Consider the following 16,083-nt stretch of genomic DNA (forward strand, 5'->3'; position numbering starts at 1 on the left):
GAGATAAGGCAATGCCAAATCTCAAGGACCTGAAGAACAGGATCTCGTCGGTCAAATCGACCCGCAAGATCACCAAGGCCATGCAAATGGTTGCCGCGGCGAAACTTCGCCGCGCGCAGGAGGCTGCCGAGGCTTCGCGTCCCTATTCTGAGCGGTTCAATGCCGTGATGGCAGGGCTCGCGGCCAGCGTTGGCGGTTCCGACAGCGCGCCCAAGTTGCTCAGCGGCACGGGTGAAGACAAGGTGCATCTGCTGGTGGTCATGACCGCCGAACGCGGGCTGTGCGGCGGCTTCAACAGCAACATCGCGAAGAAGGCCAAGGCCCATGCGCGCGATCTGCTGGCCCAGGGCAAAGAGGTGAAAATCCTCACCGTTGGTAAGAAAGGCCGCGACGCGCTGCGCCGCGATCTGGGCGATCATTTGGTGGGCCATGTTGACCTCAGCGAAGTCAAAAAGATCGGCTACGGCGACGCGCAGAACATCGCGCAGGACGTGCTGAACCGCTTTGACGCGGGCGAATTCGACGTGGCGACGATCTTCTATGCGAAGTTCGTCAACGTGGTCATGCAGACGCCGACGGCGCAGCAGATCATCCCCGCCAAATTCGACGGCGAAAAAGGCGACGACAGCGCAGCGTCCACATTGTTCGACTATGAACCCAGCGAAGAGGCGGTCTTGGCCGACCTTCTGCCGCGCGGGGTCGCCACGGCGATCTTCTCGGCTCTGCTGGAGAACGGTGCATCCGAACAGGGTGCCCGGATGTCGGCGATGGACAACGCCACACGCAACGCGGGTGAGATGATCGACAAGCTGACCATCGAGTACAACCGCTCGCGTCAGGCTGTCATCACCAACGAGCTGATCGAAATCATTTCCGGCGCGGAAGCGCTGTAAGCAAATCGGAGACACGACATGGCAAAAGCTGTCGGTAAAATTACACAGGTCATCGGCGCTGTCGTTGACGTTCAATTCGAGGGCGACCTGCCCGAGATTCTCAACGCGCTCCACACCGAGAACCAAGGCAAGACGCTGGTTCTCGAAGTGGCGCAGCACCTTGGCGAAAACACCGTGCGTGCCATTGCGATGGACGCGACCGAAGGTCTGGTGCGCGGTCAAGCGGTGACAGACACAGGCGACCAGATCCGCGTGCCCGTCGGCAACGCGACCCTGGGCCGCATCATGAACGTCACCGGCGAAGCCGTGGACGAGCAGGGCCCGGTCAACGCGGACAACTCCCGCGCCATTCACGGCGAAGCGCCCGAGTTCTCGGCCCAGTCGACCGAGACCGAGATCCTCGTCACCGGCATCAAGGTCATCGACCTGCTGGCCCCCTACACCAAGGGTGGTAAAATTGGCCTCTTCGGCGGTGCCGGCGTGGGCAAGACCGTTCTCATCATGGAACTGATCAACAACATCGCCAAAGTGCACTCGGGTCTTTCCGTGTTCGCGGGCGTGGGTGAGCGGACCCGTGAGGGCAACGACCTCTACCACGAGATGATCGAATCCGGCGTTATCGTTCCCGACAACCTCGTGGATTCGAAAATTGCGCTGGTCTACGGCCAGATGAACGAGCCTCCGGGTGCGCGTATGCGGATCGCCCTGACCGGCCTGACACTGGCCGAGCAGTTCCGCGACGAATCCGGTTCCGACGTTCTGTTCTTCGTCGACAACATCTTCCGCTTCACGCAGGCCGGTTCCGAAGTGTCCGCCCTTCTTGGCCGCATTCCTTCTGCTGTGGGCTACCAGCCGACACTGGCGACCGACATGGGCGTCATGCAGGAGCGTATTGCTTCGACCAAGAACGGCTCGATCACCTCGGTTCAGGCCGTCTACGTTCCCGCGGACGACCTTACCGACCCCGCGCCGGCCACCTCCTTTGCGCACCTCGACGCGACAACGGTTCTTGACCGTTCGATCTCGGAAAAGGGCATCTACCCGGCGGTTGACCCGCTCGGCTCCACCTCGCGTCTGCTTGACCCGCTGATCATCGGCGACGAGCACTACAAGGTGGCGACAGACGTGCAGCAGGTGTTGCAGCGCTACAAATCGCTTCAGGACATCATCGCCATTCTCGGCATGGACGAGTTGAGCGAAGAGGACAAGCTGACCGTGGCCCGCGCCCGTAAGATCGAGCGTTTCCTCAGCCAGCCCTTCGACGTGGCGAAAGTCTTCACCGGGTCCGACGGCGTTCAGGTGCCGCTGGAAGAAACCATCGCGTCCTTCAAGGCCGTGGTTGCCGGTGAGTATGACCACCTGCCCGAAGGTGCCTTCTACATGGTTGGCGGCATCGACGAAGTGAAGGCGAAAGCCGAGAAAATGGCGGCAGACGCCGCTTAAGGAGCGCTGACAATGGCAGACACAATGCAATTCGACCTCGTTTCGCCGGAACGGCGGCTGGCATCGATGCAGGTGACGGCCGTGCAGATTCCGGGCACCGAGGGTGACATGACGGCCATGGCCGATCATGCGCCCACCATCACCACCCTGCGTCCGGGCCTTCTGCGCGTGGAAGGGCCGGAGGGCACGACCGAATATGTCGTGACCGGCGGCTTCGCCGAAATCGGCGGTCAGGGCGGCGTGTCTGTGCTGGCCGAACGTGCCGTGGCGCGTGCCGACATGACGCAGGAGCAGATGGACAGCATGGTGGCAGAGGCGCATGCCGTCTACACCCGCGCCAAGGACAACTGGGAGAATGAGCCCGGTCCCGTGGATGACGCAGCCAAGCTGCTCTCCGATATGGTTGCCGTTGGTGATCACATCGGGTTGTCGAGCAAGCAGCCCAACCTGTAATGCGTTGAAAATTCGTGAAAAGCCCCGCTTCGGCGGGGCTTTTTGCTTTTCTGCCTCTCGCTGCTGCGGCATCATTGTGCTGTGATCAAAAAAAAGCGGGCAGGCTAGGGATATGAAACGACTGCGCAGCCATACCATCGGCGTGGACAACGGCGATGTCATGCTGTTTTCAGAGTTCGAAGACGGCGGTTCGATGTGGACGGGCCATGGCCAGCGTGAACGCCGCCGCCGGATCAATTTTTCCGAACCTTTCCGAGAGCCGCCGCATGTTCAGGTCACGATGTCGCTTTGGGACATCGACGGCAGCACCGTCACCCGTGCCGATATCTGCGCCGAGGCGGTGACCGAGGCGGGCTTTGACATGGTGTTCCGCACATGGGGCGACACCCGCGTGGCACGGGCGCGGCTGGCGTGGACGGCGATTGGGTCACTGGGGGAAGAGGATGACTGGGTCATCGGCTAGGCCCGTCATGCTGGGAGAGGGGCCTAGCAGGGGTGGGCGGCCCGCTGGGGCCAACCCTAGATCACCGCACAAGGCTTAGCTCGCGGCGTACATCCCGTCATAGATCGGGCCCAGCGTTTCCGCCTCGAACAGCGAGGAGACGGAGGTGCCGTTCCAGATGTTCAGGATCGCTTGGGCGAACATCGGCGCGGTGGGCACGATGCGGATGTTCGGCGCTTTCTTGACCGCGGGGGTCGGCGCGATGCTGTCGGTGATAACAAGCGATTTCATGACCGAATTGGTCACACGTTCGACCGCCGGGCCGGACATGACGCCGTGGGTGATGTAGGAGTGTACCTCCTTGGCGCCGTTCTCCAACAGCACTTCGGCGGCTTTGCAGAGCGTGCCTGCGGTGTCGCAGATGTCGTCCACGATCAAGCAGGTCTTGCCCTTCACATCGCCGATCACGGTCATCTCGGCCACTTCGCCTGCTTTCTCGCGGCGTTTGTCGACGATCGACAGGGGGGAGTTGATCCGCTTGGCTAGTTCGCGCGCGCGGGCCACACCGCCGACGTCGGGGCTGACGACCATTAGCTCATCCATACGGTCTTTGAAAGCGTCCTTGATATCCAGCGCAAAGATCGGGGAGGCGTAGAGGTTGTCGACCGGAATGTCGAAGAAACCTTGGATCTGCGCGGCGTGCAGGTCCATGGTCAGGATCCGCTCGATCCCGCTGCCGGTCAGCATGTTGGCCACCATCTTGGCGGTGATCGGCGTGCGCGCCTTGGTGCGGCGGTCCTGACGGGCGTAGCCGAAATAGGGCAGCACCGCAGTGACCCGCGCGGCCGAGGACCGGCGCAGCGCATCGGCCATGATCATCAGTTCCATCAGGTTGTCGTTCGCGGGGTTCGACGTGGGCTGGATGATGAACATATCCTCGCCGCGCACGTTCTCATAAACCTCGACGAAAATCTCGCCGTCGTTGAACCGTTCGACCCGCGCATCGACAAGGCCGACATTGACTCCGCGGTGCAGCGACATGCGCCGCGCGATGGCCTTGGCAAGCGGCATATTGGCATTGCCTGAGATCAGTTTAGGTTCTGAAGTGCGTGGCATAGGGGCTCCGGGGCAGCGGTAGGTTGCAGATTCGTGACGTTGACACCGCTTAGCATGCGCTTACGGTCGGGCAAAGCTGCACCGCCCCCGAAGGAGAGCCAAATGGCCCGGATCGACTATTTTTTCGCGACGCTGTCACCCTATTGCTACCTCGCCGGGAATCGGCTTGAGCCGATTGCCGAAAAGCACGGGGCCGAGATCGTTTACAAACCTTTCGACATCGTGGCAGCGTTCCCGCGCACCGGCGGGCTGCCCCCGGCAGAGCGTCATCCCAGCCGAAATGAATACCGCGCCCAAGACCTGCCGCGGCAGGCGCGCAAGCTGGGCCTGCCCTTCAACCTCAAGCCCGCGCATTGGCCGACGAATGGCGCGCCCGCGGCCTATGCGGTGATTGCGGCGCAGAATGCGGGCGGGGGCGATTTGGGCAAGCTGACCCATGCCATCACCCGCGCTGTCTGGGCCGAGGAAAAGGACATCGGCCATGACGATGTAGTCCGCGCCTGTCTGAGCGAGGCGGGGTTCGATCCCGCGCTGGCCGACAGCGGGTTGCTACAAGGCGCCGAGACCTATGCCGCGAACCTTGAAGAGGCTGTGGCGCAGGGTGTCTTTGGCGCGCCGTTCTATATCGTCGGGGATCAGAAGTTTTGGGGGCAGGACCGTTTGGAAGACCTCGATCTGCACCTCGGGGGCAAGCTGTGATTCCAGAGATTAACGCGCGTCGGTTTGGTCACGGCCCGCGCCCGGCTTTGGCGATCCATTGCTCGCTGGCGCATTCCGGCGCGTGGCGGGGCGTTGGCGCGGCCCTGTCGGATGAGCTGACCCTGCGCGCCTTCGATCTGCCGATGCACGGGCGCTCGGGCGATTGGGACGGACAGGGCAATATCCACGATGTGGCGACCGAGATGGCGCTGAGCCTGCTTGAAGCGCCGATGGACCTGATCGGACATTCGTTCGGCGCTACGGTGGCGATGCGTCTGGCGATCGAGCATCCTGAGTTGGTCCGCAGTATCACGCTGATCGAGCCGGTCTATTTCGCCGCCGCCAAACAGGATGATCCCGAGGCGATGGCCGAATACAACGAACAGAACGCGGCCTTCGAGGCAGCTTTGGCCGAAGGCGACGCGGAAACCGCCGCGCGGCTCTTCAACCGCGTTTGGGGCGATGGCACGAAATGGGATGAAATCCCCGAGCCGACCCGCGCCTATATGGTCGATCGCATCGGCTTCATCCCCGCCTCTTCGCCCTTTTTGGGCGAGGATAGCGCAGGGTTGCTGGCGCCGGGCATGTTCGACCGCGCGTCAATGCCCGCGCTTTTGGTCGAGGGCAGCGCCTCTCCCAAAGCGGCCCATGCGATCAACGCGTCGCTGATGCGCCGCTTGCCGGACGCGCGGCGCGTCTCGGTCGAGGGGGCAGGGCATATGGTGCCCATTACCCATGCCGCCGAGGTCGCCGAAGCGATCCGTGATTTCCTGAAGGACGTGCCGCTGGCGTGAACGTTTAGAAGTGGCTCAGGAACTGGTCGATCTGTTCACGGCTGATCGACCAGTCGCAGACCATACGCGCCGCGACCATCTCGTCATCATCACCGTCCAGCGTTCCGTCCCACAGATAATAGCGCGCAACAGCTTCATGCAGCTTGCGGTGAATGGCGCGGGGGAAGCGGGCGAAGATCATGTTCGCCGCAGGCTCATGAAGGAATTCCGCCCCCGCCGCGCGCAGCCCTTGGGCAAGATGGGCGGCATTGGCGTTGGCCACCTTGGCTGTTTCCAACCATGTGCCATCTGCAAGGTAGCCCGCCATCTGGGCTGAGAGATACCGATGTTTGGAGAAGAGATGCGCCCCGCGCTTGCGGCGCAATTCGAACTCCCACGCCTTCTTGGGGTCGAAGAAGACCACGGCTTCGACACCCATGCAGCCGTTCTTGGTGCCGCCAAAGCTCACCACATCGACGCCCGACTTCCACGTCATCTCAGCCGGGGTGCAGCCCAAGGCCACCAGCGCATTGGCAAAACGCGCGCCGTCCATATGGACGGGCAGGTCGTATTCCTTGGCCACTGCGGTCAGCGCGCGCAATTCTTCAAGGCTGTGCACCCCGCCGCGTTCCGTGACTTGCGTGATCGACACCGGACCGCGTTGCGGCGTGTGCACATCGCCCGCCACCCGCGCGACGATGGCGCGGCGCAGGGCCTCGGGGGTCATCTTGTCTTCGGTCTCCACCAGCGTCAGCTTGGCCGCCCCGGCGTAGAATTCGGGCGCGTTGCACTCATCCTCTTCGATATGCGCGACCTTGGAGCAGAAGATCGTCTGCCACGGCTGGGTGTAGCAGGCCAGTGCCAGCGCATTGGCCGCGGTGCCGGTGGCGACGAGGTAGACCTCGGCCACCGGTGCCTCGAACTGCTGCCTGATCTGATCGCGAACCTCGTCCATGATCGGGTCTTTGCCGTAGGGCATCGCGTAGTCCGTATTGGCGGCGATCACGCGCTCCATCACCTTGGGGTGGACGGGGCCGGCGTTGTCAGAGGCGAAAAACATCAGGTGGGCTCCTCGATAATATGGTCTTCCCATTCTTCGAACGGGGTATCAAATTCGGACACGGTATCAAATTGCACGCTGACCCCGGCGTCATGCACGCTGTCCGGCGTGCCGGTCTTGAGCGGGTGCCACTCGGGCAGGGGCTTGCCCTCCCAAAGCAGGCGGTAAGCGCAGGTCTGGGGCATCCAATAGGCGTGGGTATCAAGGTTGTCGGGGCGCAGCACGATGCAATCGGGCACGAATTCATGCCGGTTCTCGTAATGCACGCAGCGGCAGCTGCTGTCGTCGAGCAGGCGACAGGCGACGCGGGTCAGGGCCACTTCGCCGCTGTCTTCGTCTTCGAGCTTGTTGAGGCAGCATTTGCCGCAACCGTCGCAGAGCGCTTCCCATTCGGTCTGGGACATCTCCGTCAGGGGTTTCTTCTCCCAGAACTTCGGGGTCAGGCCCTTGCGGCGGATCGGATCGCTCATAACGCCGCCAGAATGGTCCGGGCGCGGTCGCAGTCCTGCCCCATCTGGGTGATCAGCGCATCGAGGCTGTCAAATTTCTCTTCGCCGCGCAGATGTTCGACCAACCCGACCGAGAGCGGCGCGCCATAAAGGTCGCCTTTGAAGTCAAAGACATAGGTCTCGATATTGGCCTTGTTCTCACCGAACATCGGACGGGTGCCGATGCTGGCCGCCCCGTGGTAGCTGCCCTTATGCGGCCCCTCCAGCACGTCAACCAGCACGGCATAGACGCCAAAGGCGGGCGGATGCAGACCGTCGATGGACATATTCGCGGTGGGAAAGCCCAATTCGCGGCCACGCTGCTCGCCCGAGATCACCGGCCCATCAATGCGGTGCCAATGGCCCAGCATGGCGGCGGCCTCACGCGGCGCGCCGCGGGTCAGTGCCTCGCGGATGGCGGTCGACGACACGGTCAGCTCGTCCCGCGACATCAGCGGGGCGATGGTGACGCCAAAGCCATATTGCGCGCCGAAGCGGACCAGATCTTCGGCCGTGCCTTCGCGGCCCTTGCCAAAGCAGAAGTCAGCGCCGACGACCACATGGGCCAGCCCCAGCCCTTCATGCAGCACGTCGCGGGCAAAAGCCTCGGGCGAGAGGCCCGCCAGAGTGCTGTTGAAGGCCAGTTCATAGAGCCGTTTGACGCCGATCTTTTCCAGCCGATGCGCGCGGGCCTCGCGGCCCATCAGGCGAAAGGGCGGGGCGTCGGGGGCGAAATATTCGCGGGGATGCGGCTCAAAGGTGACGACGCCGAGGGGCGCGTCGGGGGCCGCCTGCTGCGCCAGTTCGATCACCGACCGGTGGCCAAGGTGGACGCCATCAAAATTACCGATCGCGGCGGTGGCACCGCGATCTGGCAGGTCGACGAATTGATAGTCTCGGATGATCCGCATGCGCCTTGCCTAGCCGTGCAGCGGGGCAAGAGCAAGATGCACAGGCGGCGAAAACCGCCCGCTCAGTCTAGCTTGGCCGAGGGCGCGAGCACCGTGGCCTCTCCGGCCAGCACGGGTTTGCCGTCGACCGTACAGCGACAGTCCAATTTTACGCGGCGTTTGGCGATGTCCATGTCGGTCACGGTGACTTCGGCCAGCACCATATCGCCGGGGCGCACGGGGCCGAGGAATTTGAGCGATTGCCCAAGGTAGATCGTGCCATGACCGGGCAGCTGTTCCCCGATCACCGCCGAGATCAGCCCGGCGGTCAGCATCCCATGGGCGATGCGCCCCTCGAATATCGTTTCGCGGGCATAGTCGTCATCCAGATGCACCGGGTTGCGGTCGGTCGAGACCTGCGCGAAAAGTTCGATATCCATGTCGGTCACGACCTTGCGCAGATGGCGCGACATGCCGATTTCGATATCTTCGATGCAGATCGTCCCGCGTAGCATATTGTCCAACATGACGGCTCCTTGGTAACAAAGTGGCGCTAGCGCGCGTCCGGTTGCAACTTTATTACTTCGCAACTGCAGAAAATCAAGCTCTTTCTGGGTTAGCGCAGGAATCCGATGGCATAGGTCGGGGCTGATGCTTCGCGGTCGAGATAGGCGCGGAGTTTGGCTTCGTCTGGCTGCTCGGTCGTGGCGGTTTCCGCGGCGGCCAGCCCCCCGGTGATGAAGAGCGAATCGATCCCTTCGTCCATCGCGCCTTTGACATCCGTCAGGATGCCGTCGCCGATGGCGAGGATGCGGTTGTCGGGGATGTCGACCTCAAGCGCGGCAAGACGGCGGCGGGCGAGGTCATAGATCGGGGCGTGGGGCTTGCCGAAATAGAGGCTTTCGCCCCCCATTTCCGTATAGAGCGCAGCCAGCGCCCCGGCGCACCATTCGCGCACCTCGCCCCGGTCGACCACGATATCGGGGTTGGCGCAGAGCAGCTTCAGCCCGCGGGCGATGGCCTGCTCAAACTCGGGGCGCATGACTTCCGGGTCAGCCATGGCATCGACGGGGCCGGTGCAGACGATGCCCTCGGCCTGCGCCAGCGGGACGGTCTCGATCTCGACCGGGTCTTTCAGGATGGTCAGCGGCTCGAAAAACTTGCGCTCTCCGGGGTGGCCGATGAACCAGACCTTTTTGCCCACGGCCCCCCGGAACATCGCCGACCGCGCGGAATCGCCGGAGGTTGCGATGCTGTCCCATGCGTCTTGCGGCACGCCAAATTGCTGCAACTGTTTCTCCACGCCATCACGGGGGCGGGGGGAGTTGGTGACCAAGACGACCTTGCCGCCGGTCTTGCGATAGGCCTGCAAGGCCGCCACCGCCGCGGGCAGCGCTTTGCGCCCATCATGCACGCAGCCCCAAAGATCGACGAAAAGCGCGTCATATTGATCGGATACGTCGGGCAGAGCAGAGATAATGCGGGTCATGGGGCGGCCTTTCAAAAAGTGAGGGCGGGCACTTGGCCCGCCCGATTGGCTTACATCTTGAGGTTCGGGATGATCTGCTTTTTACGGCTCATCACACCGGGCAGCACGACCGTGTCGCCGGAGACCTCAGCGCCAAAGCTCTGCTCGGCGATATGTTTGACCATGTCGTTGGGCACCAAAAGGGTCGCCTCTTCTTTCAGAATGTCGACGATGAACAAAAGCACCTGCGCGGCACCGTCGGCTTCGGCCACTTTAGGCATCTCGGCCATCAGCGCGTCCTTGCGCTCGAGCAGCGGAGCGGGGGAGGTGGTTTCCAACACGCTCACGCGCAGGCTGGTGCCGTCAAGGTCAAAGCCCTTGCTGTCCATGCGCAGCAGTTCCGCTTCGCTGAAGGCGGAGACATCGGATTTCGCGGCGAACATTTCGGTCGCATAATCCGTGATATCGACGCCGAGATCCTGCGCGATGTCATGGGCGATGGCGCGGTCTTCTTGGGTGGTGGTGGGGCTGCGGAACTCAAGCGTGTCCGACAGGATGCAGGACAGGGCCGCGGCCTTTACCCCGCGCGGGGCCTGCGCCCAATCCTTGCCGATCATTTTGTACATGATCGTCGCGGTGCAGGCGAGCGGCTGGATGTTGATCTCGATCGGGCCGCGTGTCTCAAGCCCCGCCACCAGACGGTGGTGGTCGATGATGCCGGTGATGTCGGCATCATTGATGTTGTCGGGCAGTTCGGCGGGGTTGTTGGTGTCGACGATGACAACCTTGGTGTCGGCCTCAAGCTCGGTCAGGATTTCGGGCTTTTCGAGGTCCCATTTGTCGAGCACGAAGAGCGCTTCGGTATTCGGCTCGCCCAGCAGGACGGGTTTGGCGGGGATGCCTTTGATCTCATTGAGATACCATGCCCAAACGATCGGGCTGCCGGTGCTGTCGGTGTCGGGGGATTTATGGCCAAAAACAAGCGTTGTCATGGGGCGGTCCTGTCTGTTCGGGTGGATTTGCGCGCCTTATAGCAGGTTGAATAGGCTTGTCACCTGCGCGCGCTGCAATGCGGCATTGCGCGGCAATTTCAGACGCCGCCGCCCTTTGCATAGCGCCGCGCGATGGGGCAAGTTGCGCGCCATGAGCAATCCGCGCGAAACCGATCTTTACCCACCGATCAAAGCCTTCCTTGAGGATCAGGGCTATGTGGTGAAGGCCGAGGTCGGCGCGGCGGATGTAGTGGCCGTGCGCGGAGCAGAGCCGCCGGTGGTGATCGAGTTGAAGCTCGGCTTTTCGCTGGCCCTGTTCCACCAATGTCTGGCGCGGCTGAAAGTGGCGGATGATGTTTACCTTGCCGTGGCGCGCCAACCGGGCAAGCGCTTTGCCAAGGCGGTGAAGGACAACGTCACGCTGGCCCGGCGGCTGGGGCTGGGGCTGATCACCGTGCGGCTGTCGGATGGGCTGGTCGAGGTGCATTGCGATCCCGGCCCCTATGCGCCGCGCAAGAATGCCAAACGGGCAGCGCTGCTCTTGCGGGAGTTTGCCCGGCGGCAGGGCGATCCGAACGACGGAGGCCAGACCCGGGCGGGGTTGGTGACGGCTTACCGACAGGATGCGCTGAAGCTCGCGGTTTATCTGTTCGAAGCGGGCGCCAGCAAAGGCGCGGATGTGGCTCGGGCGACTGGCATCTCGGCGGCGACCCGCATGATGCGGGACGATCACTATGGTTGGTTTGAAAAGGTCGACAAAGGCATATACGGGCTGACCCCAAAGGGGGCCGAGGCTGTCGCGACTGCGGGGCGCATTTTAGGGGCCGAATAATGGTTCCAATGCGCTCAAAATTTTTCAACGCCGTTGTTGACAGGCCGCGGGCCGCTCCTTAGCTATGCATCGTTATCACTCACATGGGTCGAGTGCTAACGGCTGCACCCCTCGCCCGGAGGGGGTGGCTTGGAAGAGTAACTTTGAGCCTTAAGGAGCTGCAAAGATGGCATTGAAACCGCTTCATGACCGTGTGCTGGTCAAGCGCACAGAAAGCGAAGAGAAAACCGCCGGCGGGCTGATCATCCCCGATTCCGCCAAGGAAAAGCCTTCCGAAGGTGAAGTCGTGGCTGTCGGCACTGGCGCCCGCAAAGACAACGGCGAGCTGATCGAAATGGCCGTCGCACCCGGCGACAAAATCCTGTTCGGCAAGTGGTCCGGCACAGAGGTCACCGTCGACGGCGAAGAAATGCTGATGATGAAAGAAAGCGACATCATGGGGATCATCGCGTAAGCCACTTGGCTTGCCGACCCTTTGAAGACGCTGACATCAATCCAAGATTTTAGGAGAAGACAACATGGCTGCTAAGGACGTCAAATTTGACACCGATGCCCGCAACCGGATGCTCAAGGGTGTGAACATCCTTGCCGATGCGGTGAAAGTCACACTCGGCCCCAAAGGCCGGAACGTGGTTCTGGACAAATCCTTCGGCGCACCGCGCATCACCAAAGACGGTGTATCCGTGGCGAAGGAAATCGAACTGGAAGACAAGTTCGAAAACATGGGCGCGCAGATGGTCAAGGAAGTCGCTTCCCGGACCAACGACGAAGCCGGTGACGGCACCACCACCGCGACCGTTCTGGCCCAAGCTATCGTGCGCGAAGGCATGAAATCGGTTGCCGCTGGCATGAACCCGATGGACCTCAAGCGCGGCATTGATCTGGCGACTGCCAAGGTCGTCGACGCGATCAAAGCTGCCGCACGTGACGTGTCCGACAGCGACGAAGTCGCGCAGGTTGGCACCATCTCCGCCAACGGCGAGCGTGAAATCGGCCGCCAGATCGCGGACGCGATGCAGAAAGTCGGCAACGAAGGTGTGATCACCGTCGAAGAGAACAAAGGTCTGGAAACCGAGACCGATGTCGTCGAAGGTATGCAGTTCGACCGTGGCTACCTGAGCCCCTATTTCGTCACCAACTCCGACAAGATGACTGTCGAGCTGGAAGACGCGATCATCCTGCTGCACGAGAAGAAACTGTCGAGCCTTCAGCCGATGGTGCCGCTGCTCGAGCAGGTCATCCAGTCCCAGAAGCCGCTTCTGATCATCGCCGAAGACGTCGAGGGCGAAGCCCTGGCGACCCTCGTCGTGAACAAGCTGCGTGGCGGTCTGAAAATTGCTGCTGTGAAGGCACCGGGCTTCGGTGACCGTCGCAAAGCGATGCTGCAAGACCTCGCGATCCTGACCGGTGGTCAAGTGATCTCCGAAGACCTCGGCATGAAGCTCGAGTCCGTGACCATGGACATGCTGGGTTCGGCCAAGAAAGTGTCGATCACCAAAGACGAGACCACCGTCGTTGACGGCGCTGGCGAGAAGGCCGAGATCGAAGCCCGCGTGGCTCAGATCCGTAACCAGATCGAAGAGACCACCTCCGACTACGACCGTGAGAAGCTGCAAGAGCGCGTTGCCAAACTGGCAGGCGGCGTTGCCGTGATCCGCGTTGGCGGCATGACCGAAGTCGAAGTGAAAGAGCGCAAAGACCGCGTTGATGACGCCCTGAACGCGACACGCGCCGCTGTTCAAGAAGGCATCGTCGTTGGCGGTGGTGTTGCTCTGGTTCAGGGCGCCAAGAAGCTGGAAGGCCTCACAGGCGACAACAACGACCAGAACGTCGGTATCTCCATCGTCCGCAAGGCTTTGGAAGCACCGCTGCGTCAGATCGCTGAGAACGCTGGTGTGGACGGTTCGGTTGTGGCCGGCAAAATCCGCGAAAGCGACGACCTGAAGTTCGGCTTCAACGCACAGACTGAAGAATATGGCGACATGTTCTCCTTCGGCGTCATCGACCCGGCGAAAGTGGTGCGCACCGCACTGCAAGACGCAGCTTCGATCGCAGGTCTGCTGATCACCACCGAAGCGATGGTTGCCGACAAGCCCGCCAAAGAGGGCGCAGCCCCCGCAGGCGGCATGCCCGACATGGGCGGCATGGGCGGCATGATGTAAGCCATCCCTTTCGGCTAAGGTTCCGGAGGCGCGCCAGCAATGGCGCGCCTCTTTTTGTTTCGGGGGCTTTGACTGGCGGTTAACCGGTTCTCATCGGCCTAACTGGGCAGCTCCACAATCCGCGCGTAGGTGTTCAACATGTCGAGCGCATTGGCAAAGGTCTCTGACGGGTTCTCCTTCACGATATAGCCCGCGACATTCTTGCTATAAGCCGATTGCACATCCGTGGGCATGTCGGAGGTCGTGAAGACGAAAACCACCATGCGCTCCAAGGCGGGATCGGCCCGAACGACCTCCAAGAACTCAAGCCCGCCCATGCGCGGCATATTGAGGTCGAGTGTGATGATGTAAGGCGGCAATCGCCCGTGCCGCTTCACCTCCTCCGCCAGAAACTCAAGCGCCTGCTGGCCGTCATGGCAAACCGCCGTCTCATTGACGATCTTCAACTTGCGCATTGCCCGTTGCATGGCCATCACGCTGACTTTGTCGTCATCGACGATAAGAAATTTCGCGGGCGTCGTTTTCATCCGATATTCCTTTCCGACTTCTGTCACGCTGCGGCCGCCACGGGCAGGGATTGATGTGCTTGTGGTGCCAGTGGAAGCTCAACCACAAAGGTCGCGCCGCGCCCTTTGTCAGGGTCGGAAAATAGCGTGACCTTGCCTTTTTGGTGGGCCGCAAGCTTGCTTACGATGGCGAGTCCCAAGCCGCTCCCCTCAACCTCATCGCGTGGTTTAAGGGTTTGAAAGAGTTCAAATATCTTTTGCTGATGCCGAAGCTCTATACCCGGCCCATCATCGCGGACGGTCAAGACAAGGTGGTCCTGCCGCCGTTGTGCACTGATATGGATCGTCCCATGATCTCGGTCATGGTGTTTGATCGCATTCGAGATGAGATTGCCCAGGATTTGCTGCAAGGGTGTCAGCTGCGCGTCGACGACCTGGTCCGCGCCGGTAAAGGTGATTTTGAAACGACCTTCGGTATCGATGTAGCGGGCGAGCTCCGTCACCAAGCGGCCAAGATGGACAGGCTCCGGCGCAGGCTGGTCCTGCCCTGCGCAGGCGTAGTCCAAAAGATCGGCCAAAAGACGGTTTAGCCGGTCGATCCGTTTTTGAGACATCAGCAAATAGCTTCGGCTTTCGGCACTTAGCGCGTTGTCTTCATCCTCCAGCACCCAAAGGCTCAATTCATGCACCGCCCGGAGGGGCGACCGCAGGTCGTGCGCAGCGACATAGGCGAATTTCTCCAACTCGATATTCGAGCGCCGAAGCTCCTCCGCCGTGGTGCGGAAGACGGTCAATGCGCGCGCCATCTCTCCAAGCTCGTCGCGCCCTCTCACGGTAATCGGATGGTCGAGATCCCCCCGAGCGATCGCGGTCACGGAATCGGTCAAGCGTCTGATCCGGCGATTAAACTGCCGTTCGATAACCAAGCCGTTTGCCATCGCAATCACGAGAAAGGCGCAGGCCATGGTGAGACCCACGGTCCAAATGACTTGGTTGATGGTATCACGCAGGGCCTGCGTCGCAGCATCCACCCGCTCTAGGGTATTCTGGGTCAGATCGGAGGAGATATCGGAAATCTCCACGATCATGGGAAGGTGCTCGGCTTGCAGCCTTTCGAAGCTATTATGGAACCGCAGGCGGGCCGTTGTATGGGCAAAGAATCCGGTTTCGGCACGCAGCAGCAGGTCGCGCAACGCGTCAATTTGGCGGGCAAGTGACCGCCTGCTTGCTGTTTCGTGAATGCGCGGTAAGCGGGTTATGGCATCCTGAAAATGTTCTTCGACAAGCAGTTTCGCGCGCGCGAGTTGAAGGGGTTGGTTCTGTAGCCCTTGCGACATGACGATATTGATCAGCGTGTCGAGACTGAGCCGAATGTCATTCAAATTGACCGCACTTAACAACAATTCGGGAAAGCGGGACGTAGAATTTTTTTGCTGGCCGGAACTCGAAATCCCAGAGGGTTCGGCCAGAACAGCTTCGGTCTGCCTAGAAAGCCGATAGGCTAGATCGTCGATAATGAGATGACTTTGCTCTTGGATTTGCTCGACCAGATCGAGGGTTGAGACGATTTGCGCCTCCGCGCGCCGCATCTCTTGAAGGCTGACTACTGTCGCATCCGTCGCACGCCGTGCCATCTGCAGACGCTGTTCCAGCCGGGCCGCTAAGGGCGGCGCGATCTCGGACGTTGACAGATCATCTAAAACTTTGGAGATTTCGCTGATCTTTGTCCCAATTTCCTGCCCAAGGACTGATGGCGAAGCAGTGGTATCTCGCTGATTTAACTGTTCAATCGAAAGGAATACACCATTCAAAGACCGCTCGATCTGCTGGGAGACGCCCAACATCGGTAGCGCCGATTGGCTTAGA

At 61.3% G+C, this 16,083-nt stretch carries 18 protein-coding genes; 9 read left to right on the forward strand and 9 right to left on the reverse strand.

The genetic code is table 11. The features are described 5' to 3' along the window. The first annotated feature begins 11 nt into the window (after nt 1-11). From ACGYLX_RS00970 to ACGYLX_RS00985, 4 genes are all read left to right on the forward strand, one after another. Nucleotides 12-893, forward strand: a complete 882-nt coding sequence (locus tag ACGYLX_RS00970; protein WP_394446838.1) for a F0F1 ATP synthase subunit gamma — start codon at nt 12-14, stop codon at nt 891-893. An 18-nt stretch (nt 894-911) separates the two neighbouring features. Then, nucleotides 912-2,336 carry a F0F1 ATP synthase subunit beta gene (atpD, locus tag ACGYLX_RS00975; RefSeq protein ID WP_394446839.1) on the forward strand — a complete coding sequence of 475 codons (1,425 nt, stop codon included), beginning with the start codon at nt 912-914 and terminating at the stop codon, nt 2,334-2,336. 12 nt (nt 2,337-2,348) lie between these two features. Then, nucleotides 2,349-2,789, forward strand: coding sequence for a F0F1 ATP synthase subunit epsilon (locus ACGYLX_RS00980; RefSeq protein WP_067262733.1), 441 nt, complete (start codon nt 2,349-2,351; stop codon nt 2,787-2,789). Nucleotides 2,790-2,901: 112 nt separating this feature from the next. Next, nucleotides 2,902-3,252 (forward strand): H-type lectin domain-containing protein, encoded by a 351-nt coding sequence (locus tag ACGYLX_RS00985; protein ID WP_394446840.1) that lies wholly within the window; start codon nt 2,902-2,904, stop codon nt 3,250-3,252. 75 nt (nt 3,253-3,327) lie between these two features. Here ACGYLX_RS00985 and ACGYLX_RS00990 read toward each other — a convergent pair whose 3' ends face one another. Then, nucleotides 3,328-4,347: a ribose-phosphate pyrophosphokinase gene (locus ACGYLX_RS00990; RefSeq protein WP_394446842.1), complete on the reverse strand. Its 1,020-nt coding sequence runs from the start codon at nt 4,345-4,347 to the stop codon at nt 3,328-3,330. Between the two features lie 102 nt (nt 4,348-4,449). Between ACGYLX_RS00990 and ACGYLX_RS00995 the strand changes: the two genes are divergently transcribed. Together ACGYLX_RS00995 and ACGYLX_RS01000 are read left to right on the forward strand one after the other, a co-directional pair. After that, nucleotides 4,450-5,046 (forward strand): 2-hydroxychromene-2-carboxylate isomerase, encoded by a 597-nt coding sequence (locus tag ACGYLX_RS00995; RefSeq protein ID WP_394446844.1) that lies wholly within the window; start codon nt 4,450-4,452, stop codon nt 5,044-5,046. Next, on the forward strand, nt 5,043-5,840 hold the full coding sequence (locus tag ACGYLX_RS01000; protein ID WP_394446846.1) for an alpha/beta fold hydrolase: 798 nt from the start codon (nt 5,043-5,045) through the stop codon (nt 5,838-5,840). The genes ACGYLX_RS00995 and ACGYLX_RS01000 overlap by 4 nt, the downstream gene beginning before the upstream one ends. A gap of 4 nt (nt 5,841-5,844) precedes the next feature. On the opposite strand, the gene ACGYLX_RS01005 is transcribed toward ACGYLX_RS01000, so the two are convergent. The 6 genes from ACGYLX_RS01005 to ACGYLX_RS01030 form a co-directional block, all read right to left on the reverse strand. Then, entirely contained in the window at nt 5,845-6,879 is a 1,035-nt protein-coding gene (locus ACGYLX_RS01005) for a threonine aldolase family protein (protein ID WP_394446848.1), read from the reverse strand. Continuing rightward, the gene (locus ACGYLX_RS01010) at nt 6,879-7,349 is read right to left on the reverse strand and encodes a YcgN family cysteine cluster protein (RefSeq protein WP_394446850.1); all 471 of its coding nucleotides are present in this window, start codon (nt 7,347-7,349) and stop codon (nt 6,879-6,881) included. The genes ACGYLX_RS01005 and ACGYLX_RS01010 overlap by 1 nt, the downstream gene beginning before the upstream one ends. Then, nucleotides 7,346-8,278 (reverse strand): bifunctional riboflavin kinase/FAD synthetase, encoded by a 933-nt coding sequence (locus tag ACGYLX_RS01015; protein ID WP_394446852.1) that lies wholly within the window; start codon nt 8,276-8,278, stop codon nt 7,346-7,348. Before ACGYLX_RS01015 ends, ACGYLX_RS01010 begins: the two co-directional genes overlap by 4 nt. Nucleotides 8,279-8,340: 62 nt before the next feature. Next, nucleotides 8,341-8,784, reverse strand: coding sequence for a MaoC family dehydratase (locus ACGYLX_RS01020; protein WP_394446854.1), 444 nt, complete (start codon nt 8,782-8,784; stop codon nt 8,341-8,343). Between the two features lie 89 nt (nt 8,785-8,873). Beyond that, entirely contained in the window at nt 8,874-9,746 is an 873-nt protein-coding gene (locus ACGYLX_RS01025) for a TIGR01459 family HAD-type hydrolase (RefSeq protein ID WP_394446856.1), read from the reverse strand. 50 nt (nt 9,747-9,796) lie between these two features. After that, nucleotides 9,797-10,717, reverse strand: coding sequence for a manganese-dependent inorganic pyrophosphatase (locus ACGYLX_RS01030; protein ID WP_394446858.1), 921 nt, complete (start codon nt 10,715-10,717; stop codon nt 9,797-9,799). A 151-nt stretch (nt 10,718-10,868) separates the two neighbouring features. On the opposite strand from ACGYLX_RS01030, the gene ACGYLX_RS01035 reads away from it, so the two are divergent. The 3 genes from ACGYLX_RS01035 (at nt 10,869) to groL (ending at nt 13,711) form a co-directional block, all read left to right on the forward strand. Then, nucleotides 10,869-11,549, forward strand: coding sequence for a DUF2161 domain-containing phosphodiesterase (locus tag ACGYLX_RS01035; RefSeq protein ID WP_394446860.1), 681 nt, complete (start codon nt 10,869-10,871; stop codon nt 11,547-11,549). A gap of 166 nt (nt 11,550-11,715) precedes the next feature. Then, on the forward strand, nt 11,716-12,003 hold the full coding sequence (gene groES / locus ACGYLX_RS01040) for a co-chaperone GroES (protein WP_067267338.1): 288 nt from the start codon (nt 11,716-11,718) through the stop codon (nt 12,001-12,003). Nucleotides 12,004-12,067: 64 nt separating this feature from the next. Then, nucleotides 12,068-13,711 carry a chaperonin GroEL gene (gene groL / locus ACGYLX_RS01045; RefSeq protein WP_067267336.1) on the forward strand — a complete coding sequence of 548 codons (1,644 nt, stop codon included), beginning with the start codon at nt 12,068-12,070 and terminating at the stop codon, nt 13,709-13,711. Between the two features lie 98 nt (nt 13,712-13,809). Here groL and ACGYLX_RS01050 read toward each other — a convergent pair whose 3' ends face one another. Both ACGYLX_RS01050 and ACGYLX_RS01055 read right to left on the reverse strand, forming a co-directional pair. Continuing rightward, nucleotides 13,810-14,238: a response regulator gene (locus ACGYLX_RS01050; protein ID WP_067267334.1), complete on the reverse strand. Its 429-nt coding sequence runs from the start codon at nt 14,236-14,238 to the stop codon at nt 13,810-13,812. Nucleotides 14,239-14,261: 23 nt separating this feature from the next. Next, the gene (locus tag ACGYLX_RS01055) at nt 14,262-16,061 is read right to left on the reverse strand and encodes an ATP-binding protein (protein ID WP_394446862.1); all 1,800 of its coding nucleotides are present in this window, start codon (nt 16,059-16,061) and stop codon (nt 14,262-14,264) included. Nucleotides 16,062-16,083 lie beyond the last annotated feature (22 nt).

Origin of the sequence: Sulfitobacter sp. 1A13496 (assembly GCF_043557225.1) — a bacterium.
Lineage (GTDB): Bacteria > Pseudomonadota > Alphaproteobacteria > Rhodobacterales > Rhodobacteraceae > Sulfitobacter > Sulfitobacter faviae.